A 23,676-nucleotide genomic window follows, 5' to 3' on the forward strand; every position below is an offset into this window, starting at 1 on the left:
AATATTGATAAAGATCATATAAATATCAAAAAAAATGTCTTATTCCTGCTATTTTACACATATCACTAACGTATATTAGTTTTAGTAATTACAATAGCCGCCATAATAAAGAATGATAAAGAGTCACTATGCGTCGTAATCAAAGCTTAATAGATGAAGAAGTTAACTTCGAAGAACACCAAGAGTTGGTTTCAACCACTGACTTACGCGGTGTTATTACTTATGCCAATCATGAGTTTTGTAGTATCGCAGGCTACGAGATGGATGAACTGATAAATAAAAATCACAATATCGTTCGCCACCCTGATATGCCAAAAGCTGCATTTAAAGAAATGTGGGACACTTTAAAACAAGGCCATTCGTGGCGTGGCGCGGTAAAAAACTTATGTAAGGACGGCCGCTATTATTGGGTTGATGCATTTGTAACGCCTATTTTTGAGCATGGCCAACTTATTGGTTATCAGTCTGTACGAATAAAACTAGAGCAACGCGCAAAACGCAGAGCGCAAAAGCTCTATGCCAAAATTAACGCTAATAAATCATTATTTAGCTGGCGCGAACGCACATCATTAAGACAAGGTTTGAGCATTGCGGGTATTTTAATTTGGTTAGCCAGTGTCGCAATGTGGGGCTCTCTTTTGCTTGCCGCGATTAACTTATTAGTATGTATTGCTATTTTAGTTTTAAATTATGATGAGCTGGTAATCACACCTGCAACCCTCAAACAACAAAAAAGCCAAGCAGACTCTGTATCTCGTTATGTGTTTAGTGGCTCGCACCCACATAGTATTAGTGAGTATAGAGAGCAGATGCTCAGTGCTAAATTAAGAACGGTACTAGGGCGGGTAAAAGATTCAACCTTGAGTTTTAATTCGATTGCCCAAGGGTTAGATCAGCAATCGACGTTGACCGAGCAAGGTATTTCTTCTCAAGGCACTCAGCTAGAACAAATTGCTTCAGCCATGTCACAAATGAGTACCACGATTGGTGAAATCTCTACCAATACCAATAACACGGCTGATAAAGTGGGCATTACTTATCAAAGCTGCTCTGATATCAAGAATCATATTGCAGATAACAGTAAAATGGTGTCTGACTTAGCTGTACAAGTTGAGCAAGCGGCCGCCACAGCAACGGGGCTTGCCTCTGAAGCGGATAAAATTGGCCAAGTCATGAGTGAAATAGAAGGGATTGCTGAACAAACTAACTTATTGGCACTCAATGCGGCTATTGAAGCGGCACGCGCCGGTGAGCATGGGCGTGGTTTTGCCGTTGTTGCCGATGAAGTAAGAGCGCTGTCGTCACGAACTCAAAACGCCACAGCACAAATTCATAGCTCAATTAAAGAAATTCAAGATACCTTGTTTAGCTGGTCTAAAATCATGCAGAGCACAAAACAACAAGCCGATGACTGTGTTAATACAACAGGACAAACACAACAAGAGCTTGATAGTATTTTTATTCAAATTAGTGAAATTTCACAGCTCGCCACGGATATTTCAGCCGCAGCAGAACAGCAGCAGGTTGTAAGTAAAGACATTGGTAGTAATGTTGAAAAGATTAAAGGCTTAGGGGATGACAATTTACAATTGAGTTTTAGCGTAGCACGCGGTGCGGCTGAACTAGTTGAAGGCTCAAGAAAAGTGAATGACTTATTACTGACTTTTAAAGTTTAACCAACTCCTTTAAATAAAAACAAAAAAGCCGCTGAAAACAGCGGCTTTTTGCTGTGCTCAAATTATCGACTCGTAAACACTAAGCCGTCTTCGTTAGCATCAATGACAATGATACAACCTGGTTGAAAGTCATTATTAAGCAGTTTTTGTGCTAATGGATTTTCAATGGTTTGCTGTATTGCCCGTTTAAGCGGACGAGCGCCATAGACAGGATCAAAGCCACTGGCAGCAATTCGCTCAAGAGCAGCATCTGTCAACTCAAGTAAATACCCCATCTCTGTTAATCGTTGACGTAATTTACTTAATTGAATATCTGCAATTTCTTTAATATGACTATGTGAAAGTGAGTGAAATACCACAGTTTCATCAATTCGGTTAATAAACTCGGGTCTAAATTCATTATGTAAAACACCCATGACTTTTGCTTTAAGCTCGTCATAGTCATTACTTCCCGCTTGCTCTTGAATGATATCTGAGCCCAAGTTGGAGGTCATAATGATAACCGTATTTTTAAAATCAACCGTACGCCCTTGGCCATCCGTTAAACGCCCGTCATCAAGGACTTGTAATAAAATATTAAACACATCTGGATGCGCTTTTTCTATTTCATCAAGCAAAATAACCGAATAGGGTTTACGACGAACAGCTTCGGTTAAATAACCACCTTCTTCGTAACCTACGTACCCTGGAGGCGCACCGACTAAACGTGCGACTGAGTGTTTTTCCATAAACTCAGACATATCTATACGCACCATGGCACTTTCGGTATCAAACATATAGCCTGCTAGTGCCTTGGTAAGTTCTGTTTTACCAACCCCTGTAGGCCCTAAAAATAAGAACGAGCCAATTGGACGATTGGGATCAGCAAGCCCTGCACGCGAACGACGAATGGCATTAGCCACCGCAACGACGGCCTCATCTTGACCAATGACTTTGTTATGTAACTGCTCTTCCATTTGTAATAGTTTTTCACGTTCACCTTGGAGCATACGCGCCACTGGGATCCCGGTCCAACGTGATAAAATTTCTGCAATTTCATCTTCGCCTACCTGATTTTTAAGCAAGCTCATTTCTTGCATTTCTGCTTGTGATGCTAAATCGAGTTTGCGCTCAAGCTCAGGTATACGTCCATATTGCAGTTCAGACATACGCTGCAAGTCACTTGCTCTGCGAGCCACTTCTAAATCAAGTCGTGCCTGCTCTAGTTCAGCTTTAATAACCTGCGTGCCTTGTAAAGACGCTTTTTCTGCATTCCATACTTCATCTAGTTCACGGTATTGCCCTTCAAGCTCAGTGATCAGCTCGACCATTTCTGTACGGCGCTTTTGACTTGCTTCATCTTTCTCTTTGGCCAGTGCGTTATCTTCAATTTTTAATTGGATAATGCGGCGCTCTAATTTATCTAAAGCTTCTGGCTTTGAATCAATTTGCAAGCGAATAGAAGAGCCCGCTTCGTCAATTAAATCGATTGCTTTATCGGGTAATTGGCGATCACTAATATAACGATGCGATAACTGCGCTGCGGCAACGATTGCAGGGTCGGTGATCTCCACTGAATGGTGTAATTCGTAACGCTCTTTCAAGCCACGCAGAATAGCAATGGTGTCTTCTACTGAAGGCTCTTCTATTAATACCTTTTGGAAACGGCGCTCAAGCGCAGCATCTTTTTCAATGTACTTACGGTATTCATCTAAAGTGGTTGCGCCTACGCAATGGAGTTCACCGCGTGCTAAGGCAGGTTTTAACATGTTACCCGCATCCATAGCGCCATCACTTTTACCAGCACCAACAATGGTATGAATTTCATCAATAAATAAAATAACTTGGCCTTCTTCTTTAGCCAACTCATTAAGTACTGATTTTAAACGCTCTTCAAATTCACCTCGGTATTTTGCACCAGCAACTAATGCGCCTAAATCAAGTGATAATACGCGCTTGTTTTTTAAGCCCTCAGGCACTTCACCATTAATAATACGCTGTGCAAGCCCTTCAGCTATGGCTGTTTTACCCACCCCTGGCTCACCAATTAACACAGGGTTATTTTTGGTACGGCGTTGTAATACTTGAATAGTGCGGCGAATTTCATCATCACGACCGATTACAGGGTCAAGCTTACCTTGCTCTGCACGCTCAGTTAAATCGATGGTGTACTTTTCAAGTGCTTGGCGTGTTTCTTCCGCATTAGGATCGTCAACTTTTTGGCCACCACGAATCGCCTCAATTGCCGTTTCAACCTTACTCGCAGTAATGTTAAGTGCTTTAAAAACACTGCCAAGCGGACCTTTATCTTCACACGCAACTAATACAAACAACTCACTTGAAATGTATTTATCTTTACGTTTTTGGGCGTATTTATCACATAGGTTTATCAGTGAAACCATGTTATTTGACAACTGTACATCGCCACCAACACCTTCCACTTTAAATAACTTTTCTATCTCTTGTGATAATTTAGTGTTGAGTTCATCAACGCTGATGCTCATTTGTGCAAATAGTGCACGTACACTTGAGCCACTTTGTTTTAACAAAGCGTACATTAGATGCACAGGTTCAATAAATTGATGATCGCGACCTAGCGCTAATGATTGCGCATCTGAAAGCGCAGACTGAAATTTACTTGTAAATCTATCTAAACGCATGGGGGTTTACCTATAAAAAAACGAATTACTTAATAGATGGGTATGTTAGCGGGTTTGTTCAAGGTATTGTGGGAAAAATAATCACCTAATGATTATTTACTTGCGCCAGATCAAACTTGCCATACGACCGGTTTGGCCATCGCGCCGATAAGAAAAAAACAAGTTAGCTTGAGAAACCGTGCAATGCTCACCCCCGCTAATGTTTATAACGCCCTGTTGATTAAGTAAAATAGTTGCTATTAGATAGATATCAGCTAAATACTTTTCATTATTTTGAGCTTTGAACGCGCTGTGCATTAGGGGGTTATTTGCTGTAAATAACTCGACTACCTCTTGACCGACTTGAAATTGATTAGCCCCTATTGCAGGACCTAACCAAGCATGTATATTCGCCGAGGCATTTTTAAAACATGCCAGCGTATTGTTGATCACCCCTTGCTCTAACCCTCGCCAACCAGCATGAATTGCGGCCACTTCTTGCCCGTCACTCGATGAGAGTAAAATAGGTAAACAATCAGCGGTCATTATGGCTAAAGGTTGATTGCATAATTGCGTATATAACGCATCGCCTGTGAGTATTTGATTGGGGTCAAATCGCTCATCCACTGTAATTACATCAGCGCTATGAACCTGATTTAACCAAATTGCCGGTTTAGGCAAATGAGCATTTACACGTGCTCTGTTATTTAATACATCTTGGCTGTTATCACCTACATGCAACCCTAAATTCAAACTATCGAATGGAGGCTGAGATACGCCCCCTTCACGTGTAGTACTCAATGTATCTACACCATGAAGAGATTGCCATGTAGCTGATAAGCCAAACATTGTTAACTCGCTATATCAGGGTTTGCTTTTGTGTCTTCGCGCAATGCTTGAGTCATTTGGACCATATCATCAGGGATAGGCGCTTGCCAGGTCATTATTTCACCGGTGATTGGATGCGCAATACTTAATTTAACGGCATGAAGCGCTTGGCGTTTAAAGCTACGCAGTAACTCAAATAACTCAGGCGTTGCCCCTTTTGGTGGACGAGGACGACCGCCATAAGATTGATCGCCAATTAATGGATGGTTTAAGTATGCCATATGCACACGAATTTGGTGTGTACGCCCTGTTTCAAGACGTAAACGCAAACGTGTATGGGCGCGGAATTTTTCGGCAACACGGTAATGCGTAATAGCTGGTTTACCCATTTCATGTACTGCCATATGCGTACGCTGCGTTGCATGACGACCAATTGGTTTTTCAACCATACCACCGGCTGTCATAGTGCCATTACATAACGCTTCATATTCACGTGTGAAGTTTTCGCGCTTTTGCAGTGCTTTAACTAAATGTGTTTGTGCCTGAATCGTTTTAGCAACAACCATTAAACCTGTTGTATCTTTGTCTAAACGATGCACAATACCTGCTCGTGGCACATTAATAATTTCTGGGTAGTAGTGTAATAAAGCATTTAACACCGTACCGTCAGGGTTACCTGCGCCAGGATGAACCACTAATCCCATTGGTTTGTTGATCACTAAAATATCATCGTCTTCATAAACGATGTTTAATTTGATATCTTGTGCTTCGTATTCACGAGGTGCTTCTATTGTTGTTTCAACAGCTACAACTTCACCACCGAGTAGTTTTTCACGCGGGGTGTTGAAAATTTCACCATCAACGGTGATTTTATCATCTAAAATCCACGTTTTTATCCGTGATCGTGAATAATCAGGGAACAATTGTGCTAATACTTGGTCTAGACGTTTACCACCTAAGTCTGTTGGGACCTCGGCTTGGAGAGATATTTGCTCTGACATTAGTAACTTTACCCAATTTACCAGTGCAAGCTTTGCTTGACTGGGTTAGAATCGCTTTTAATAAAAGCATAACATAATACGCATAGTTTACTCGGTTTTACCCACTTGGCCTAGCCGAAGACATCGAAGGTAACAAATAAAATGATAAATAAAATAGGGAAACGTGCATTCGCCATTGTTTTTTCAGTTTCAGTGCTTAGTTTAGGAGCCTGCTCGTCTGCACCTGACCAAGAAGATATTCAACGCGTACCCAACAGATCGGCACAAGCACTATACGAAGATGCAAAACAAACGCTTGATTCTGGTTTATACGCTCGTGCAATTGAATTATTAACGGCAATTGATTCTCGCTACCCGTTTGGTCCGTTTTCAAAACAAGTCCAAATGGATTTAGTGTATGCACATTACCAATCAGGTAATACAGAGCAAGCGCTTGCTACAATCGACCGTTTTATTCGCTTAAACCCAAACCACAAAGATTTAGATTACATGTACTACATGCGTGGCTTGGTTAATATTAAGGCGGATAAAAATGCTTTCCAAGAATACTTTGGCGTAGACAGAGCCGACAGAGATGCTAAACGCACCCGTGTTGCTTATACCGACTTATCAACTTTAGTTAAACGTTTTCCAGAAAGTGATTATGCGCCAGAAGCAAAACGTCGTTTAGTTTGGTTATTAAACCGCATGGCACGTTATGAGCTAAAAGTGGCAACTTACTATTACGAACGTGAAGCCTATTTAGCAGCCGCAAATCGCGGTAAATATGTGGTAGAGCACTACTCACAAAGTAGTTATCTTGATGCGGCACTCGCCATGATGGAAAAAAGTTACGAGAAGCTTGGCTTGACTGAACTAAGTCAGCATGCAGAGCAAACGCGTAAATTTAATAGCAGAAATAAATAACACGAAAAAGGCGCTAGTTATAAAATTAGCGCCTTTTTTTACGAGGTTTATTCGACTATATAGCCTCTTCATCCTCTTCTGCAGTACGAATTCGAACCACACGTTCTACGTCAGTGACAAATATTTTACCATCACCGATTTTGCCAGTTTGTGCTGTTTTAACAATAACATCAATAGCACGTTCTACGTCTTCATCGCCTAGCACAATATCTAATTTTACTTTAGGTAAAAAATCAACCATGTACTCAGCACCACGGTATAGCTCTGTGTGGCCTTTTTGACGCCCAAACCCTTTTACTTCACTTACTGTCATACCCGTAATGCCTACATCAGATAATGCTTCACGCACATCATCGAGCTTAAACGGTTTAATGATTGCTTCTATTTTTTTCATAGTAATTACTTTTGAAAGCTTCAGTTGCCTCGATTTTAGACAATCATGAGGTTCATAGCAAACAAAGAGATTGAATAGCACCGGTGAAAAATAATCATGGTATGATTATTTTAATAAAAATAACTATACTAAAACATCACCGAGTTAATGAGATTTATATGAAAACTAAGCACCGTGGATTTACCCTATTAGAGTTAATGGTCACCGTGGCCATTGTTGGCATTATAGCCACTATTGCGTTGTGGAACAGTAGCGATATGCTGGAAGAAAACCGAGGTGAAAATTTTTTATTAGAACTTAAACGTAATATTAGTTTTGCACGTTCACAAGCGGCTAGTACCGATGAGATCGTAATTGTGTGCGCTGCTCCAGGTACAAAAGTAAAAAGTGATGATAAAACCCTAACTTGCTCAAGTAAATGGGATGTTGATCAAATAATTATTACCTTTATAGATGCTAATAATAATGGCCAATATAATAATGAAACAGATAGCTTGATCAGAGTCATGGAGGAAATTAGTCCTAATGATCGCGTTTCATTTACAGATACCCGTATACGATTTAATACCAGCGGACGTATAACTACAAATCCTGGGAACTTCATATTTTGTCCTAACGGCGACAACAAAAACCAAAAAGCGTTAACATTAACGCAATCAGGCACCGCTTTTTATTTAGGGGATACCACAGAGAGCTGTGGTTAAAAGCCATTTCTTACTTTGCCGTTTTTTTGATTGTTTACTAAACTAATATAATGGACTGTTCAATGAAAGGCTTCAGGGATGAAGTTAATTATAAGTGTTCACAAAAATGGTGGCGTTACATTATTAGAATTACTAGTAACCATTTCAGTTATAGCGATACTAAGCCAATTCTCTTTATGGTTTTTTCCTGATTTCTTGGCGCTCAATCGCGCAGATAACCAGATTAATCTATTACACAGAAACATTAATTATGCACGTCTTTATGCAATAGAAAATAATAGCTACGTCACTCTATGTGCCTTGAAAAATAATGAGTGTTTAGAAGATGATTGGGACAATCAGGTGTCACTTTTTATTGATAACGACAAGTCAACCTCTTTGGATGATGACGAGCGCCTTATTAGTACCTTTGAACATACCCATCCCTCTGATAGCTTAGAGTATCCTCGGGATGCCATCACTTTTAGACCCGACGGCTCTTTAAACGGCTTTCAAAACGGTACTTTTATCTATTGCCCAAATAACGAAAAAGCAAGCCTTGAGGGGCTTGCTCTGTCAATAAGTCAAACTGGGCGAATACGAATAAAATCTACCAACAAATGCCAAAAATAACTAATGTTATCTACCCCAGCAATAGTTGATGTCGGTATTGCCTTTACTACCCGTTGCTCCTTTTAAGCCAACGTCATTAATGGTTAATGACGTGCAATCAGCATCCCCTTTCACAGCACCAGCAATGGGTTTCGCAGTGATTGTAAACTCATTGCTATTAACCACATTAATTGTTAGCTCAAAATGACCGTTTTCAGTTTTACTTTGAATACCTAAGTCGCTAAACGAAGTTGAATATGCTCGGTTATCCACAAAGTATTGCTCTTGCTTGTTTGCGGCATCTAAAAGTGCAGAAGCGGCTTCTGCGCGTGATGCCCTTTTTATATATTCACTGTAATTAGGCACTGCAATGGCGGCAATGATGCCAACAATCGCAACGGTGATCATTAACTCAATTAATGTAAATCCTTGTTGTGTCTTATTCATATACAGCCCTTAATTGTTGATCTCATCGTTTTCTTCACGCTTATAAATATATGTTTGCTGCGTTTTAAAACCAAAGCCAATGGGTTGTTTATCATTCACTAGCTTAATTTTACCATCTACCACTTTTAAGCCAGGTCCTGTAATTTCTATTGGCTTAAGTGGATTTTCAGCTTGTTCCCCTTTGATCCCTGGGCCAATTAGAAAAAACTGGCTCTCTTCGATAACATCTTCCTCTGGATTATCATCACATTTTCCATCATTGTTAGAATCAGCACAGGAATTAGTCGCACCAAAATAAAGCTGTGGTGTATCTGGCACATCATAACTGGTTGCAAATTTTAGTTGTTCATACACTTTAGTACCGTAATGCAAATGAAAAGCATAAAGTGCGCCGCCACCGCCGCTTAAAGAACATTGATTCTCTACAACTTCATCAGATGCTGGCGTGAAAGAGGTAAAATAAGCAACCCCACCAACAACGGTAGCTGCAGCTAATGACTTTTCACCTTTCGCTAGCTCATAACGCCACCCTTTCTTTTTCGCCAGTTCAGCTTCAACAAGGGTGAAACCATCTAAGTCATCTAAAGTATTACCAAAGGGGTCACTATTCATCACCATTAAATCTGCAGGCACAATTGGCGCAGGAGCATTAGTTTTAAATGAACGCGTCAGAGTATTCTCATCACGGATCATAAACAATTGATCTTGCTCGTTTGTATTCGTTGGTTTTGAACGGTTACCGCTGCCAATAACAACTGCATCATAAGGAGTATCTAAACGAGTAATGACTTTATTACCATTAACCGTGGTCTCTGTTACTTTACTAAACAAAGTACGCGCAACCAATGGTTTATAAAAGAATCGTCTATCTTGAGTATCTTGATTACTACCTAGCTCTGCAAGTTTGAAATGGCTAAACTCACTGCTATCTTCTCCAGGCATATCAATTCGCCAAATATTACCACCGGTATCTGAGGCATAAATTCTATCAATGTAGCCATCATAATCTGAATCAAGCGTAGTTAAATCAGCAGCAATACTGTGTTTACCTTTAAAGCCATTACTGTCTGGGGTTAACGCCCAAACTAAGCTGCCTGTTTTTGCCTCAACAATATAAATACCACGCCCTTTTGAGTCCTCTGCTCTTATTGCCGCATCTTTATTTGTATCGTAACCCGCGCCAAACACAAGCAAAGGCTTATTACCAAAAGCTTTAATATAAGCTATTTGTGGCTTTGACCACGTTTGTGCCAATTCAGTAAAGTCGCCTTTACCCCCTTCAATGGGTTTGCTCCAAAGACGTTTTGGCTGATTAGGATTTGTAATATCTAAACCATAGTAGTTTTTACCACCACGGCGCATTCCTGCAAAAGCCCATACCTCGTCTCCTTTGCTAGCATCTATAATACCGTCATTCAAACCTTCACTATTTAAGCTTTTATTACTAAAGTAGACACTGATAGGGCCATCCATACCATATACTTTACTATCTGCTTGTTTATTTCTAAGTGGTTTAATAATGTCAAACAGTGCTGAAGGTATAAATGCCCAACTTTCACTTACAGTTTCACCGGCATCTTTAAACATATGTAAGAAGCCAGCATTTGTCCCTATGAGGATGCGAATATCATCATTACCATAATCAATTGCAATTGGTTTTGAATGCAAAGGATCACCAAATATATCAGTGCGTTGGTCTTGTGATGAGCCATCTTTGTCCTCATCATCAACATCTACCCCTCTTGCCCAATTAACATCTTGAGTGGATAAGGTCAGCGGGTTATTAACAATGCCACTGAGAATGTCACTAACAGCCGAAGTATCAAAACTAACAATCGAGCCTTGATTCTCCGTAAATAAATTACGAGCAAGTGGATCTATGGTGCTTAAATAATGGTTTACCCCCCCCTGCGCAACCGCGTTACCATCAGCGGGTTGGCCCGCAGGTAACCAAAATGTTTTTGCCTCTTTTGAAATTAAACCGTCACTATTAAGGGCTTGTTTGTTGGTTGCATCGACTATTTGGCTGCCCGATACCTTTAACTTTTTCAGGTTACCACGCCAGCGCGCCCCGGTTTCTGGATAAAACATAGCAAAATAAATAGCATCACGACTTCGAGTTTGATCTACATTGTTACTCGCCACTGACGGCGATGAAAAACTGTCATTTACTTCACGAATACGAGAAATCGTATTTTTAAGTGCATCAGATAGTTGCGCAGCTGTATTCGCATGTAAGTATTGCCCACCACCGTAATCTGCAGTCTCAGTAAGTAAGTTTTTACCTGAGTCACTCATACCCGTACCAAAACCGATAGGAAATACACGTCCTATATCAAGTACGTTCTTAGTTTTACTATACAAGTCAACTTTTACATCATCTGTACCGTGAATAATTTTTGCTAGCGCCGCCAAATAGCTGTTACTAACAGCAGGCGGATTACCAGAGAAATAACTATTATGAAGGTTGTATATATCATTATTTCTATTTGAATCGTTGGTTGGATCGCCGTCTGTCATTAAAATAATATTAATACTGTTATCACACCTAAGTGGCTCGCCAGTAACAGGCGCAAAGGGTGATTTATATATCCCTGATGACTCTGCTGTAAAATCTCGTTCATTAGTATTTCCCCCGTAATATACGTTTTGTCCCGTGATATACAGGTAGGCTTCCCAGAGTGTTTCTGTTAATGGAGTTGAACCACTTGCAGGTAACTCTTCTACTTTATTTAGTAAAAATGACTTTTCAGCCCCTACTCTGGCTAAAACATACCCACCATTACTACCATTAAAGCGCATTAAACCAAATTCAATATCATCGTTATCGTTCACTAATTGGGTGATAGCATTTTGCGCAACTCTTAAGCGGCTATCACTACATGTGGGTTCATAATTGTAGTAACTAGTTCTTTTATAACATTGCTCATTTCGTTTATAACTGTCTTTACTTTCAAAGCAATCAACCTCGTAATAACTATTACCGCTTCTTTTATAACAGGCATCACCATCATTTACATCCCATGCCATACTTCCCGATGTATCAAAAATCATGATTACGCGAGGCTTTTCATTGGTTTGTACATTATGATTAACATACAGCTCTATATCTTCAGCGCCTGCTGACATGCTAAGCATTATTCCTATTAAAGAAATGAGTGCTTTATTTAGTATCAGTTTCATTTTAAATCCCCTTGCTTAGGCTAGCCATCTCTTGGGCTACGCCTGTCACAATTGTTAGTTGGTGCTTACTTTTAGAGCCATACTCAATAGTTGTTGAAACTTGTACCATGTTGCATGAGATCCCAGCTGTAAAACTAAAACGACGAGGACATTCTAAATCAAGCACGCCTTTATTTAAGTTAATCATTCTACTTTGCATATCATTATGTTCGGCTATAACCATGCCTTTTTCATTGCCAGACGCCATGGTAGTTACTTCCTCTGGCGTTAAGAAAAATTGATTTGTTGCACCATTGCTCGCTTCATCGGCAATCATGCGCTGCACTTCGCCGATAAGTTCATTTTCGGCAACTTCTCGCTCTTGTGCTGAATTAGTAATTTTAATATCTATACTACTGCTACTCATTAACGTCACTGCAATACCTGTAACGGCTATGACCATTATTAGTGCAGTGATAAGCACCACACCTTGCTGTTTATTTTTCATCGGGATTAAATACGCCATAAATTTGCTCCCACGTTATTTAAACGGATAGTTGTTGTGAATACAGTACGTCTAAAGTTATCTGAAAAAGTAAGGGTGCGTTTATTAGCATCTTCCCCTAATACATAGGTTTGGTTTTTGAGTGTAATACCTGGGTCCGGTTGCAGTGCTCTAATCAATAAAAAAACTTGTACCGTTAAAATACCTTTGCGGTTTTCCCAGTCTGTGGCTGTCATGTTATTAATGCTTTTATAGGTATCCACGCGACTGTCGGTGGTGGTATCTAAACCAAACACAAAACGCATATTCTCCACGCCTTCCATTATAGTTTCTGTATTCATAGAACCAGCTACTAAACGTTTTCGCATGAGTGCGGGTACAGTAATACTTTTATTATTGACTGTATAAGTTTGCTCAGCAATATAATAACTATGATGGCTGTAAGGCCAAACACTGGCATTAACATTTAAACTATCAGGGTCGATAACACCTCGAACAAAGCGTGCATTTTCTTGCTCAGCAATAAAGTAATTCTCATCACTTTGCGTTTCATTAACACCTGCGGCATCAACTTCTAGTTGGTGACCTTGTAAAAACTTAACCTGTAAAATATCAGTACCCGCTAAAGGGTTATTAACACAATTAAGTTCACTTGAACTTGCCGCTGTTTTTGCATAAAGGGTTTTAAAATTACTGCTGCTGGTTAAATCAGGAAAGCTGCCATTGTTGAGACCTTCAAAGCAATCACCCGTAGGATTTGTTAATGATGATGTATTTATTGCAGTAAACGAATCATCATAAAATGTTCCCCAAAAGCCTACTTGTTCTATATCGCGTTGCATGATATTAATGGCTAATCGACCAGACTCTTGCAGCTCACCTATTGTCATCGTATCGCGGGTCGTCACTTTCATACCAATATAGGTAAACATTACGCCACCCAAAATTAATCCCCCTATAAATAAAGAGATCATCATTTCAATGAGTGTAAAACCGGCTTGCTTCATCTTAGCTCCTAACGTAAATATAGCTAGTAAGTACAACTAAACGGCGCCTTTTATCTGCTACACCACAGCTAATTTTGCCTGTTGCCTCACTCGCCTTAAATTCTTGACGACCCTGCCAAGAAACAATGACCTCAATATTAAACGCCTTACCGCCAGAGCCTGCTACCGACTCTGGATTAATACATACGGTGGCACCATCAAGTGATCCCGTATTTTCGCGGGCACGAATAGCACGCTTCCACTGCTCTATATCTAAACTCGCAATTTGTGCATTACTGCATGAACTTGTAAAACAGGTTGTAGAGGAATTAATACTTGTCTCGCTGGTAAACTCAAGGTCGTATAATGTAGCTAGTTGCGATGTATCGTTAGCCCGAATACGTTGGATAATATCATTACCAAGCGCAACAGCAGCAGCACGTTGCATTGAATCAAAGCTTGCTTGCTTTGCTTTTGCTTGCAGGGCTACAGCCCCCAATAAACCAAAGCTAAGAATAATAAACGCAATCAGGACCTCAATAAGGGTAAAACCTTTTTGCAATTTAAACGTGCTCAAAGACATAGTAAAACCAAATAATAATTATCTGATACTAAGTGTATGCAATAAAAAAATAGATTCAACTAGGACCACGACCAACGGTTAATTATGTTGATAAGCGGTTAATAGGTCGGTGTGCTAAAGTACGCTTTTTACGCTTTTGAGCGCTCGACGACTAACAGCTAAAAAAGGTGAACACCCTTTGAGTTCAATAACATGTTGATGGTTTTTAAGTGTATGGAGTGCCAAAATTTTATTTTTATTCACTAAGGTATTTCGATGAATTCGCAATAAGTGACGAGGATATTGCATTTCAAGTTGCTTTAAACTGTCTTCAATTAGAGCCTCCCCACCATCGAACACAACTTTGGTATACTTTTCCTGTGCATAAAAATAAAAAACATTTTCTATTTTTATACTTCTTACGGTGCCTGCTAATTGATAGGTTATTTTTTCTGTTTGTTGTTGTTGCAGGTGTACTCTGTTTAAACGTCCTAGCTGTTGTAATGCATGTTGCAAACTTTTTTCTGATATAGGTTTTACCAAATATCCGGCTGCATTTAACTGCATCGCATCAAGTGCATGCTCAGGATGAGCGGTTATAAAAATAATCGCCGGAGGTACCGCTAGATCATTGAGTTGATTGGCCACTTCGATGCCATTTAAGCCTGGCATATCAATATCTAAAAACACTAAATCAGGCTGCTGCTTTTTCATTTGTGTTAAAGCGTCATTGCCATTACTAGCCTCTCCTTGCACATGAATGGATGTATGGTTCTCAGCGAGTAAACGCTTCAATCGTGCCCTTGCTAAGGGTTCATCATCTACAATCAATACATTCATAACGTATTCTCTGCTTGTTTTGGGATGACTACTTTGACTCTAAATTGATTATCTTTGTTGGTTATTGTCAGTTGCGCCCGACCTTTATAATAAATACTTAAACGAGAACGAATATTATCAAGAGCCATACCGTTATGCTCTCTAGTATTTTCAGTTTCAGTAGGTACAGGATTAGTTACAATTAAGGTTAAATAATGTGTTGTCACATGCAGTTCAATACTTATAGTAGCACCACTTTGGCTTGGCTCAATGCCATGACATACTGCGTTCTCTACCAAAGGTTGTAATGTTAGATATGGAATATATAGCGCAGGGAGATGTTCTGGTAATAACCACTCAACCTTTAAGCGCTCTGCAAAGCGCCATGATTCAAGCGCAATATACTGTTTAGTTAATGTTATTTCATCACTGAGTAATACACTTTGACCTGAACGCATTGCAGCTTGAGACAGCGCTGCTAGTGCTAAAATTGCATGCTCTGCAGCCTCAACGTCATGATGCGTTAATTCTGCCGCCGTATTCAAGCTATTATATAAAAAGTGGGGTCGGATCCGTGCCTGCAAAGCATCAAGTTCTGCACGAGAAAGTGCTTTGGTTTGCTGCTCTTTTTCAAAATGAATAAGCAAAAATTGTACAAACAGTAAGGTAAGCAAAAATACAATAATGCAATTACGCAGCACAAAAAACGTCAGTTGTTTTTCGTTTTCAATATCAAAAGCAATATGAGAAAACACCAGACTAAATACAGCAGTACTGAGACTATATGAAGCAATAAAAAAACTGATCTGAATAAACTGAGTCTGTTTTGCGAGTAATCGACGACAAAGATATAAAAAAGAGGTACTGACCAGCACAGTTACATGGAGAAACAAACTGATCGCCCCCAAATGCAGCCATATGTCATCGCCAGCATTAGGAGCAAAAGCTAATATAATAGCCACAACCTGTGTTACTACGAGGGATGCAAGCACACCACGCTCATTAAAAAGGGCCGAAAAAAGTAACGCATCTGGTGACAGTTGCTTACCCATTCGACCCTCCTTTTATGATTTATCTCTAAATTAACGCAGCTCTACTGGTACAGCAAAAACAATGTTTTCTTCTTCACCAGGGTTTTCTGTTACTTGGTTACCACCGAGCTCTTTTAAGCGGGTAATCACTTGCTGCACTAGCACTTCAGGTGCTGACGCGCCTGCGGTAACCCCCACACTATTGATACCATCAAACCATGACGCTTCAACATTGCTGGCATCGTCAATTAAGTACGCACGCGTGCCCATTTTATCAGCTAGTTCTCGTAAACGATTGGAGTTAGAGCTATTTTTAGCGCCTACAACCAATAGCACATCGACTTTGTCTGCTAAGTCACGTACTGCATCTTGACGGTTTTGAGTTGCATAACAAATATCATCTTTACGCGGACCATCAATAGCAGGAAACTTGCTGCGTAAGGCATCAATCACATCCGCAGTATCATCTACCGATAAGGTTGTTTGGCTGCAATAAAAAAGGTTATCTGCATTCTTAACATCAAGCTTTAGCACGTCATCAACGGTTTCAACTAGGTAAATGCCACCTTGTTGATTGTCGTATTGACCCATAGTGCCCTCAACCTCGGGGTGTCCATGGTGACCAATTAAAATGCATTCAATGCCTTTTCTGCTGGCACGGGTAACTTCCATATGCACTTTAGTCACTAACGGGCAGGTTGCATCAAATACTTTAAGCTCACGGCGTTTTGCTTCACTGCGTACAGCCTGTGATACACCATGTGCACTGAATATAACAATACTGTCATCCGGTACCTGATCAAGCTCTTCAACAAACACAGCGCCGCGATTTTTTAAGCCATCAACCACATAACGATTGTGTACCACTTCATGGCGCACATAGATTGGTTTTTCAAAAATATCTAAAGCGCGCTCAACAATGCTAATTGCGCGGTCAACACCGGCGCAAAAGCCTCGTGGATTAGCTAATAATATTTCCATTAACCTTGCACCTCAATAATATCAACTTCAAACGTTAAACGCTGGCCCGCTAATGGGTGATTAAAATCGATAGTAACTGACTCGCCTTGCACTTCACGCACCAAACCCGGAAGCTCGGTGCCATCAGGTTGAGTAAACGCAATAATAGCACCTACTTTAGCCGGCGTTTCTACACCAAACTTACTACGATCTACATAATAAATATTATCTGGGTTTGGTTGACCAAAGGCATCTTCCGGCTCAAGTTCAAATGTTTTGCTCTCACCGGCCGTTAGGCCAAGTAAACATTTTTCAAAATTAGCGGTTAAGCTGCCATCACCCATAGTGAGCTTAGCAGGCTTGTTATGCACTTTCGTTGAGTCAGCGGCAGAGCCATCTTCTAGTTTAATAGAAAAATGAAAAATAACGTCTGAGTTTTCACCAATTACAGCTTGGCTCATGCTTTATGCTCCTTTGGATTTTCGCCGGTAAAGGCGTCAAATAGTAATAATGCAGCACCAATACAAATAGCGCAGTCTGCAATATTAAATACGGGAAAATGTGAGTCTTCGTAAAACACATGTAAAAAATCAATAACGTAACCATAAGCAATGCGGTCGTACAAGTTACCAATAGCACCGGCTAAAACTAACGAGTAAGCACCACATAATACTTTATTAGACGCTGGAAGACGTTTTAACCACCACACCAACAAACAACTAATCGCGATTGCTATTGCACTTAAAAACCAACGCTGCCAGCCACCCGCTTCGCTTAAAAAGCTATAGGCTGCACCGTAGTTATGTACATAAGTGATGCTAAAAACAGGCAGTAAATTAATTGACTCACCATACGCCATGGTGTTTACAACCAGTGTTTTACTGGCAAAGTCTATTACAAGCAGTAATAGACTCAACCAAAGCCACACTAAACCACTTTTTTGGGTTAGTTTGCTCACTAAAAACAACTCCTAAGCGAATTGACGCTTTTCACCTTCACCGTCAACGTTACTTACACAACGACCACAAATTTCGGGATGAGCAGGCTCAACACCTACATCTTCACTGTAATGCCAACAACGCTCACACTTTTTAGCATCTGTTGCTGATACGCTAATGTATAAACCATCAATTTCAGTAGTTTGTGAATCTGCAGGTTGACTATCTACCTCGGTAACGTTAACCGCAGAGGTTAACAACACAAAACGTAGCTCATCGCCTAACGCCGCAAGTTTTGCTGCAAGCTCTTTGTTGGCAAACAGGTTTACGGTTGCTTGTAATGTTGCGCCAATCACTTCTTCTTTACGTGCAGCTTCTAACAGACGGTTCACTTCGTCACGCACATTTAAAATAGCTTGCCAGTCTTCATTACTAAACTTGGTCGTTGTTGGTGCTTGTAATCCCTCATACCATGTTGAAGTAAACACGTAGTCACTGCGCTCACCTGGAAGTGCTTCCCAAATTTCTTGCGCTGTAAAGCTCATGATTGGTGCCATCCAACGCGTCATTGCTTCAGCAATATGATAAAGCGCTGTTTGACAAGAACGACGTGCATGGCTGTCGCTTTTTGCCGTGTACTGACGGTCTTTTATAACGTCTAAGTAGAACGAACCAAGCTCACCGGTACAGAAGTTCATTAGCTTTTGCGTTACTAATAGCATTTGGTAGCTATCGTAAGCCGCTAAAATATCATCTTGTAACTGTGCTGCGCGCCCTACAATCCACTTATCAAGCTCAACCATATCATCAACAGCAACTTGATCCGTTTTTGGATCAAAACCACTTAGGTTAGCAAGTAAGTAACGGCTGGTGTTACGAATACGACGGTAACGATCTGCCGAACGTTTGAATATTTCATCGGATACAGTCATTTCTGCCGTGTAATCAGTTGATGCTACCCATAAACGTAAAATATCAGCGCCCAGTTTATTCATCACATTTTGTGGCGAAATAACATTGCCTAATGACTTAGACATTTTGCGGCCGTTTTCATCAACCGTAAAGCCATGCGTAAGCACTTGCTTGTATGGTGCATGACCATTAATTGCCACTGAAGTCATCATTGATGACATAAACCAACCACGGTGTTGATCAGAACCTTCAAGGTATAAATCTGCAGGACCAACTAAATCTTCACGCGCATCAACTACACAAGCATGAGTCACACCTGAGTCAAACCACACATCTAGCGTGTCTTGTACTTTCATGTACTGTTTAGCGTCTTCTTCACCTAGCAAAGTAGCAGGCTCTAGGTCATACCATGCTTGAATACCTGATTTTTCCACAAGTACTGCAGCTTGTTCAATCAGCTCTTGAGTATTTGGGTGTAATGCACCCGTGTCTTTATCAACAAACAATGCAATAGGTACACCCCACGTACGTTGACGCGAAATACACCAATCAGGGCGGCCTTCAACCATGTTGGCAATACGGCTTTCGCCCCATTCAGGTAACCATTGAGTATTTTTAATTTCAGCCAGTGAATCTTTGCGTAAGTTAGCCTGATCCATGCTAACAAACCATTGTGGTGTGGCACGGAAGATAATAGGCGTTTTATGGCGCCAACAATGTGGGTAGCTATGAGTTAATGCATGATGATGCATTAAGGCATTATTTTCTTTTAATACCTCAATTACACTCGCATTGGCTTTAAACACATGTTGACCGGCAAATAATTCAGTGTCAGGTAAGTACACTCCGTTTGCGCCAACTGGGTTAGCTACTTCAAGATTATACTCAAGGCCTGCCACGAAATCTTCTTGACCATGACCAGGTGCAGTATGTACAACACCCGTACCAGAATCTGTGGTTACGTGTTCAGCTACAATAACCGGTACGTTAAAGTCATAAAATGGGTGTGCAACGATTAAGTTTTCAAGTGCTGCACCTTTAACATAGCCAAGGATATGGAAGTGGTTAAAGCCAAAACGATCCATCGCATCTTTAACAAGCTCAGAACCTAAAATCAGACGCTGCTGAGCACCTTCATCGTCTACTTGTACTAGCGCGTATTCTAAATCAGCATGCACAGCAACCGCACGGTTAGCTGGCAAAGTCCACGGTGTCGTAGTCCAAATAACAGTCCCTACACTGCCAGTGCCTTGATGGCCATCAGCTAAGTTAAACGCATTTACTACTGCGTCTTGATCAGCAAAAGTAAAACGTACATCGATAGCTGGCGATTGTTTATCTTGGTATTCAACTTCTGCTTCTGCTAATGCAGAGCCACAATCTGTACACCAATGCACAGGTTTTGCGCCTTTATGTAGATGGCCATTTTTTATAATGCGACCTAGTACACGAATTGCATTGGCTTCAAAGTCAAAGTTCATGGTTAGGTAAGGCTTATCCCAATCACCAAAAACGCCTAAACGTTTAAAGTCTACTTTTTGACCTTCCACTTGCTTTTTAGCATAGGCACGACATTTTTCGCGAAATTCTGCAGCAGTTACCTTAACACCGGGTTTACCGACTTTTTTCTCAACCATTAACTCGATTGGTAAACCATGACAGTCCCAACCCGGTACGTATGGCGCATCGAAGTCTGATAAGGTTTTAGACTTAACAATAATATCTTTTAATATTTTATTTACTGAATGGCCTAAATGGATATCGCCGTTTGCATACGGAGGGCCGTCATGCAAAATGAAAGTTTTTTTACCTTTCTTTGCGCTGCGAATTTGACCATACAGGTCGTCTTCATACCATGCTTTAAGCATTTTTGGTTCACGTTGTGCCAAATTGCCACGCATTGGAAACATTGTTTCCGGTAAATTCAAAGTATGTTTGTAGTCGCTCATTAATCCTACTTTCCGTCTCTATCGGCTACCTAATTTAAACCAAAACACTGCTTAGCGGCGGCAACATCGGTTGCTATTTGTGCCGTCAGTTGTGTTAATGTCTCGAATTTTTTCTCGTTGCGGAGTTTTTCAATCAACTCCACATGCATAAATTGTCCATAAATATCTTGTGCAAAATCAAAAAGGTGTACTTCTAATAAGGCACGAGTTCCATTAAATGTGGGTTTGTTTCCAATGTTAGCTACCCCAAAAACGTGTTTCCCTGCGATCATTACTTGAACCGCAAATACGCCATTAACCGGACAAACTTGACGCTTTAGCGCAATATTTGCCGTTCTAAAACCTAGTTCTCGGCCTTTTTTCCAGCCGTGAATAACTCGCCCAGATATCGCATAATTATGCCCAAGCATGACTTTTGCACTAACCAAGTCACCCTCAGCAAGCGCTTCTCGTATTAAGGTACTGCTTACTCTAGCATTTAATTGCCTAAAGCTGGCAGTGCTTTTAACACTCATTCCCGCTTGAGTACCCATATTAGCCAATAGGCTAAAATTTCCTTGGCGCTGTTTACCAAATCTAAAATCATCGCCAACCGTTAATGCTTTAACGCCCAGCTTTTTAATTAAAATATCGCTCACAAACTGCTCTGCATGCATATTTGCAAACGCTTGATTAAAGCTAATACAAATAACGCGCTCAATCCCCAAGTTACTCAATAGACGAAGTTTATCACGCAGTCGAGTAAGCCTAGCCGGGGCATTGTTTTTTGCAAAAAACTCTTGTGGCTGAGGCTCAAATAACATTACAGTGCTGGGTAAATTATTTTCTTTGGCATCCGCTAACAGCCCTTTTAATACGGCAGCATGACCCAAATGAACACCATCAAAATTACCAATGGTTAGCACACAACCAAAGTGTTGTGGGCGTATATTGTGTATACCTCTAATTAACTCCATGCCACCTAATGCCTTTTTCAGCGAGCGATAAAATGCGACCTTGGGTCGCAGAGTGTCCGATTATAATCTTTTTTTTAATTTGATTCAGTAATTGCTACACTTTTTATCGTATTTAGTCTAACGCCCATCAAAAACAACATAAAAAAGTAACTAACAACCGCAATAATTAATAACACAACCAACAACATAACTTGTTCACTAAAGTGCCAGCTAGCCCAATCATAATGTCTACTGGTAAACCACACTAGTGCGCCCATCGTCACACTCGCCAGCAAACACTTCAAAGTGAAGTAGCCACTCATGCTGGAGAACTGGTAAACATTCTCTTTTTTAAGCTGTCGGTACAGTAAGTAGGCATTACAACTAGCCGACATAGAGGTTGCCAGGGCTAAGCCTAAATAGCCAATAAAGGGCGCCAGCATAATATTAAACACCATGTTAAGCACTAAAGTGACAATACCAATGCGCACCGGTGTTTTCGTATCTTGGCGAGAATAAAACCCAGGCGCCAACACTTTAATTAACATAAAACTGACTAATCCCACCGAGTAGGCAACCACCCCTAAGCTCACTGCCTTAACGTGATCAATGCCAGCCTCTTTAAACGCGCCGTGATCAAACAGCACGGTAATAATCAACGGGCTAATAATCATCAACCCTATCATGGCCGGGAGCCCTAAAAAAATCACAAATCGCACTCCCCAATCTAGGGTATGTTGAAAGTCGCTACTTTTTTTACTGCTGTGTAATTTTGATAGCGCAGGTAAAATAACCGTCGCAATACCAATACCAAATAAACCAAGTGGGAATTCAATCAGTCTATCTGAGTAATACAGCCAAGCGATAGAGCCTGTCATCAATAATGAAGCTATTACCGTATCGAGTAATAAGTTAATTTGACTAATTGATACACCAAATAACGCTGGGAGCATTAATTTACGCACTTTTTTAACATTTTCGTCTTGCCAACCCCATCGCGGGCGCGCCAACATTTTTGCTTTATATAAAAACGGCAGTTGAAATAATAGCTGTACCACGCCCCCTAAAAATACGCCTATTGCTAATGCATATGCACCAACAGAAAATTGGTCATGCAATAAAATGGCACAACCAATAATAGAAACATTAAGTAATACGGGAGTAAATGCGGCAACTGCAAAACGGTTGTACACATTCATTACTGCGCCACTAAGCGCCACTAAGCTTACAAAAAATAAATAAGGAAAGGTCAGCTTTAATAGTGAACTGGCAAGCTCAAACTTTTCTGCGTCAGGGCCACCTTGCCACCAATCAATAAACCAACCAGTACCAAATAAAGCGGCGATAACGGGGGATGCCACAACACCAAAAAGCGTAACGAGTAGTAAAATTGTGCCGAGTGTACCTGCCGCCTGCGCAACAAATATTCTGACTTTATCATCGCCTTGTTGTTCTTTGATTTCACTTAATACAGGTACAAACGCCTGTGCAAAAGCCCCTTCAGCAAATAAACGGCGTAAAAAATTAGGAATACGGTTTGCAAATAAAAACACATCGGCAGCAGCCCCTGCCCCCAACAAGTTAGCAACAACAGCATCACGCACTAGCCCTAAAATACGCGAGATCATTGTCATTGCACTTACAATCATCCCGGAACGAAACAAACCTTTTGACACTATAAATCCATATTAAAAATCAGCAATTAAGTTAATTATGCCATAGTCTTTTTTATAAATCGCTTTAAAGCACTAG

The 23,676-nt window shown here is 40.6% G+C and carries 21 protein-coding genes; 4 read left to right on the plus strand and 17 right to left on the minus strand.

What is annotated here, in order from left to right:
• Positions 1 to 128 precede the first annotated feature (128 nt).
• Positions 129 to 1,676, plus strand: a complete 1,548-nt coding sequence (locus tag L641_RS0119210) for a PAS domain-containing methyl-accepting chemotaxis protein (RefSeq protein WP_024602824.1) — start codon at positions 129 to 131, stop codon at positions 1,674 to 1,676.
• Positions 1,677 to 1,738: 62 nt separating this feature from the next.
• On the opposite strand, the gene clpB is transcribed toward L641_RS0119210, so the two are convergent.
• The 3 genes from clpB to rluD all read right to left on the minus strand — a co-directional run bounded on the left by clpB (position 1,739) and on the right by rluD (position 6,123).
• A complete protein-coding gene (gene clpB / locus L641_RS0119215) occupies positions 1,739 to 4,315 on the minus strand; it encodes an ATP-dependent chaperone ClpB (RefSeq protein WP_024602825.1) in 2,577 nt (858 codons plus the stop codon).
• Positions 4,316 to 4,411: 96 nt separating this feature from the next.
• Positions 4,412 to 5,143 carry a peptidoglycan editing factor PgeF gene (pgeF, locus tag L641_RS0119220; RefSeq protein WP_024602826.1) on the minus strand — a complete coding sequence of 244 codons (732 nt, stop codon included), beginning with the start codon at positions 5,141 to 5,143 and terminating at the stop codon, positions 4,412 to 4,414.
• A 2-nt stretch (positions 5,144 to 5,145) separates the two neighbouring features.
• Entirely contained in the window at positions 5,146 to 6,123 is a 978-nt protein-coding gene (gene rluD, locus L641_RS0119225; protein WP_024602827.1) for a 23S rRNA pseudouridine(1911/1915/1917) synthase RluD, read from the minus strand.
• Positions 6,124 to 6,264: 141 nt separating this feature from the next.
• Here rluD and L641_RS0119230 point away from each other — a divergent pair, with 141 nt between their 5' ends.
• Positions 6,265 to 7,029, plus strand: coding sequence for an outer membrane protein assembly factor BamD (locus L641_RS0119230; RefSeq protein WP_013464484.1), 765 nt, complete (start codon positions 6,265 to 6,267; stop codon positions 7,027 to 7,029).
• A 55-nt stretch (positions 7,030 to 7,084) separates the two neighbouring features.
• Here L641_RS0119230 and L641_RS0119235 read toward each other — a convergent pair whose 3' ends face one another.
• On the minus strand, positions 7,085 to 7,423 hold the full coding sequence (locus tag L641_RS0119235; protein ID WP_013464483.1) for a P-II family nitrogen regulator: 339 nt from the start codon (positions 7,421 to 7,423) through the stop codon (positions 7,085 to 7,087).
• Positions 7,424 to 7,581: 158 nt separating this feature from the next.
• Between L641_RS0119235 and L641_RS0119240 the strand changes: the two genes are divergently transcribed.
• Both L641_RS0119240 and L641_RS0119245 read left to right on the plus strand, forming a co-directional pair.
• A complete protein-coding gene (locus L641_RS0119240) occupies positions 7,582 to 8,127 on the plus strand; it encodes a GspH/FimT family pseudopilin (RefSeq protein WP_013464482.1) in 546 nt (181 codons plus the stop codon).
• Positions 8,128 to 8,205: 78 nt separating this feature from the next.
• On the plus strand, positions 8,206 to 8,739 hold the full coding sequence (locus L641_RS0119245; protein ID WP_024602828.1) for a GspH/FimT family pseudopilin: 534 nt from the start codon (positions 8,206 to 8,208) through the stop codon (positions 8,737 to 8,739).
• A gap of 6 nt (positions 8,740 to 8,745) precedes the next feature.
• Here the strand turns inward: L641_RS0119245 and L641_RS0119250 are convergent, their stop codons facing one another.
• The 13 genes from L641_RS0119250 to murJ form a co-directional block, all read right to left on the minus strand.
• A complete protein-coding gene (locus L641_RS0119250) occupies positions 8,746 to 9,165 on the minus strand; it encodes a type IV pilin protein (RefSeq protein ID WP_013464480.1) in 420 nt (139 codons plus the stop codon).
• Positions 9,166 to 9,174: 9 nt separating this feature from the next.
• The gene (locus tag L641_RS0119255; protein WP_024602829.1) at positions 9,175 to 12,348 is read right to left on the minus strand and encodes a PilC/PilY family type IV pilus protein; all 3,174 of its coding nucleotides are present in this window, start codon (positions 12,346 to 12,348) and stop codon (positions 9,175 to 9,177) included.
• Position 12,349: 1 nt separating this feature from the next.
• Entirely contained in the window at positions 12,350 to 12,853 is a 504-nt protein-coding gene (locus L641_RS0119260; RefSeq protein ID WP_016899436.1) for a hypothetical protein, read from the minus strand.
• Positions 12,841 to 13,839, minus strand: a complete 999-nt coding sequence (locus L641_RS0119265) for a PilW family protein (RefSeq protein WP_013464477.1) — start codon at positions 13,837 to 13,839, stop codon at positions 12,841 to 12,843. The genes L641_RS0119260 and L641_RS0119265 overlap by 13 nt, the downstream gene beginning before the upstream one ends.
• A gap of 1 nt (position 13,840) precedes the next feature.
• Positions 13,841 to 14,401 (minus strand): type IV pilus modification protein PilV, encoded by a 561-nt coding sequence (gene pilV, locus L641_RS0119270; protein WP_024602830.1) that lies wholly within the window; start codon positions 14,399 to 14,401, stop codon positions 13,841 to 13,843.
• Positions 14,402 to 14,515: 114 nt separating this feature from the next.
• The gene (locus L641_RS0119275) at positions 14,516 to 15,220 is read right to left on the minus strand and encodes a LytTR family DNA-binding domain-containing protein (RefSeq protein WP_024602831.1); all 705 of its coding nucleotides are present in this window, start codon (positions 15,218 to 15,220) and stop codon (positions 14,516 to 14,518) included.
• On the minus strand, positions 15,217 to 16,251 hold the full coding sequence (locus tag L641_RS0119280; protein WP_013464474.1) for a histidine kinase: 1,035 nt from the start codon (positions 16,249 to 16,251) through the stop codon (positions 15,217 to 15,219). The genes L641_RS0119275 and L641_RS0119280 overlap by 4 nt, the downstream gene beginning before the upstream one ends.
• Positions 16,252 to 16,281: 30 nt before the next feature.
• On the minus strand, positions 16,282 to 17,211 hold the full coding sequence (gene ispH, locus L641_RS0119285; RefSeq protein ID WP_013464473.1) for a 4-hydroxy-3-methylbut-2-enyl diphosphate reductase: 930 nt from the start codon (positions 17,209 to 17,211) through the stop codon (positions 16,282 to 16,284).
• A complete protein-coding gene (gene fkpB, locus L641_RS0119290) occupies positions 17,211 to 17,651 on the minus strand; it encodes an FKBP-type peptidyl-prolyl cis-trans isomerase (RefSeq protein WP_013464472.1) in 441 nt (146 codons plus the stop codon). Before fkpB ends, ispH begins: the two co-directional genes overlap by 1 nt.
• A complete protein-coding gene (gene lspA / locus L641_RS0119295; RefSeq protein ID WP_013464471.1) occupies positions 17,648 to 18,148 on the minus strand; it encodes a signal peptidase II in 501 nt (166 codons plus the stop codon). The genes fkpB and lspA overlap by 4 nt, the downstream gene beginning before the upstream one ends.
• 12 nt (positions 18,149 to 18,160) lie before the next feature.
• A complete protein-coding gene (gene ileS, locus L641_RS0119300) occupies positions 18,161 to 20,989 on the minus strand; it encodes an isoleucine--tRNA ligase (protein ID WP_024602832.1) in 2,829 nt (942 codons plus the stop codon).
• Positions 20,990 to 21,018: 29 nt separating this feature from the next.
• Positions 21,019 to 21,945 (minus strand): bifunctional riboflavin kinase/FAD synthetase, encoded by a 927-nt coding sequence (gene ribF / locus L641_RS0119305; RefSeq protein WP_024602833.1) that lies wholly within the window; start codon positions 21,943 to 21,945, stop codon positions 21,019 to 21,021.
• Positions 21,946 to 22,019: 74 nt separating this feature from the next.
• The gene (gene murJ / locus L641_RS0119310; RefSeq protein ID WP_024602834.1) at positions 22,020 to 23,600 is read right to left on the minus strand and encodes a murein biosynthesis integral membrane protein MurJ; all 1,581 of its coding nucleotides are present in this window, start codon (positions 23,598 to 23,600) and stop codon (positions 22,020 to 22,022) included.
• Between the last annotated feature and the right edge of the window lie 76 nt (positions 23,601 to 23,676).

This window comes from Pseudoalteromonas sp. TB41 (assembly GCF_000497975.1).
Taxonomy (GTDB): domain Bacteria; phylum Pseudomonadota; class Gammaproteobacteria; order Enterobacterales; family Alteromonadaceae; genus Pseudoalteromonas; species Pseudoalteromonas tetraodonis.

Bases quoted from the DNA above. Each gene is read 5' to 3' on its own strand.
- L641_RS0119245 (WP_024602828.1), top strand. From the start codon at position 8,206: ATGAAGTTAATTATAAGTGTTCACAAAAATGGTGGCGTTACATTATTA.
- L641_RS0119255 (WP_024602829.1), bottom strand. From the start codon at position 12,348: ATGAAACTGATACTAAATAAAGCACTCATTTCTTTAATAGGAATAATG.
- L641_RS0119235 (WP_013464483.1), bottom strand. From the start codon at position 7,423: ATGAAAAAAATAGAAGCAATCATTAAACCGTTTAAGCTCGATGATGTG.
- L641_RS0119260 (WP_016899436.1), bottom strand. From the start codon at position 12,853: ATGGCGTATTTAATCCCGATGAAAAATAAACAGCAAGGTGTGGTGCTT.
- fkpB (WP_013464472.1), bottom strand. From the start codon at position 17,651: ATGAGCCAAGCTGTAATTGGTGAAAACTCAGACGTTATTTTTCATTTT.
- L641_RS0119240 (WP_013464482.1), top strand. From the start codon at position 7,582: ATGAAAACTAAGCACCGTGGATTTACCCTATTAGAGTTAATGGTCACC.
- L641_RS0119265 (WP_013464477.1), bottom strand. From the start codon at position 13,839: ATGAAGCAAGCCGGTTTTACACTCATTGAAATGATGATCTCTTTATTT.
- L641_RS0119280 (WP_013464474.1), bottom strand. From the start codon at position 16,251: ATGGGTAAGCAACTGTCACCAGATGCGTTACTTTTTTCGGCCCTTTTT.
- pilV (WP_024602830.1), bottom strand. From the start codon at position 14,401: ATGTCTTTGAGCACGTTTAAATTGCAAAAAGGTTTTACCCTTATTGAG.
- pgeF (WP_024602826.1), bottom strand. From the start codon at position 5,143: ATGTTTGGCTTATCAGCTACATGGCAATCTCTTCATGGTGTAGATACA.
- L641_RS0119275 (WP_024602831.1), bottom strand. From the start codon at position 15,220: ATGAATGTATTGATTGTAGATGATGAACCCTTAGCAAGGGCACGATTG.
- ispH (WP_013464473.1), bottom strand. From the start codon at position 17,211: ATGGAAATATTATTAGCTAATCCACGAGGCTTTTGCGCCGGTGTTGAC.
- L641_RS0119230 (WP_013464484.1), top strand. From the start codon at position 6,265: ATGATAAATAAAATAGGGAAACGTGCATTCGCCATTGTTTTTTCAGTT.
- ileS (WP_024602832.1), bottom strand. From the start codon at position 20,989: ATGAGCGACTACAAACATACTTTGAATTTACCGGAAACAATGTTTCCA.
- ribF (WP_024602833.1), bottom strand. From the start codon at position 21,945: ATGGAGTTAATTAGAGGTATACACAATATACGCCCACAACACTTTGGT.
- L641_RS0119210 (WP_024602824.1), top strand. From the start codon at position 129: ATGCGTCGTAATCAAAGCTTAATAGATGAAGAAGTTAACTTCGAAGAA.
- L641_RS0119250 (WP_013464480.1), bottom strand. From the start codon at position 9,165: ATGAATAAGACACAACAAGGATTTACATTAATTGAGTTAATGATCACC.
- clpB (WP_024602825.1), bottom strand. From the start codon at position 4,315: ATGCGTTTAGATAGATTTACAAGTAAATTTCAGTCTGCGCTTTCAGAT.
- rluD (WP_024602827.1), bottom strand. From the start codon at position 6,123: ATGTCAGAGCAAATATCTCTCCAAGCCGAGGTCCCAACAGACTTAGGT.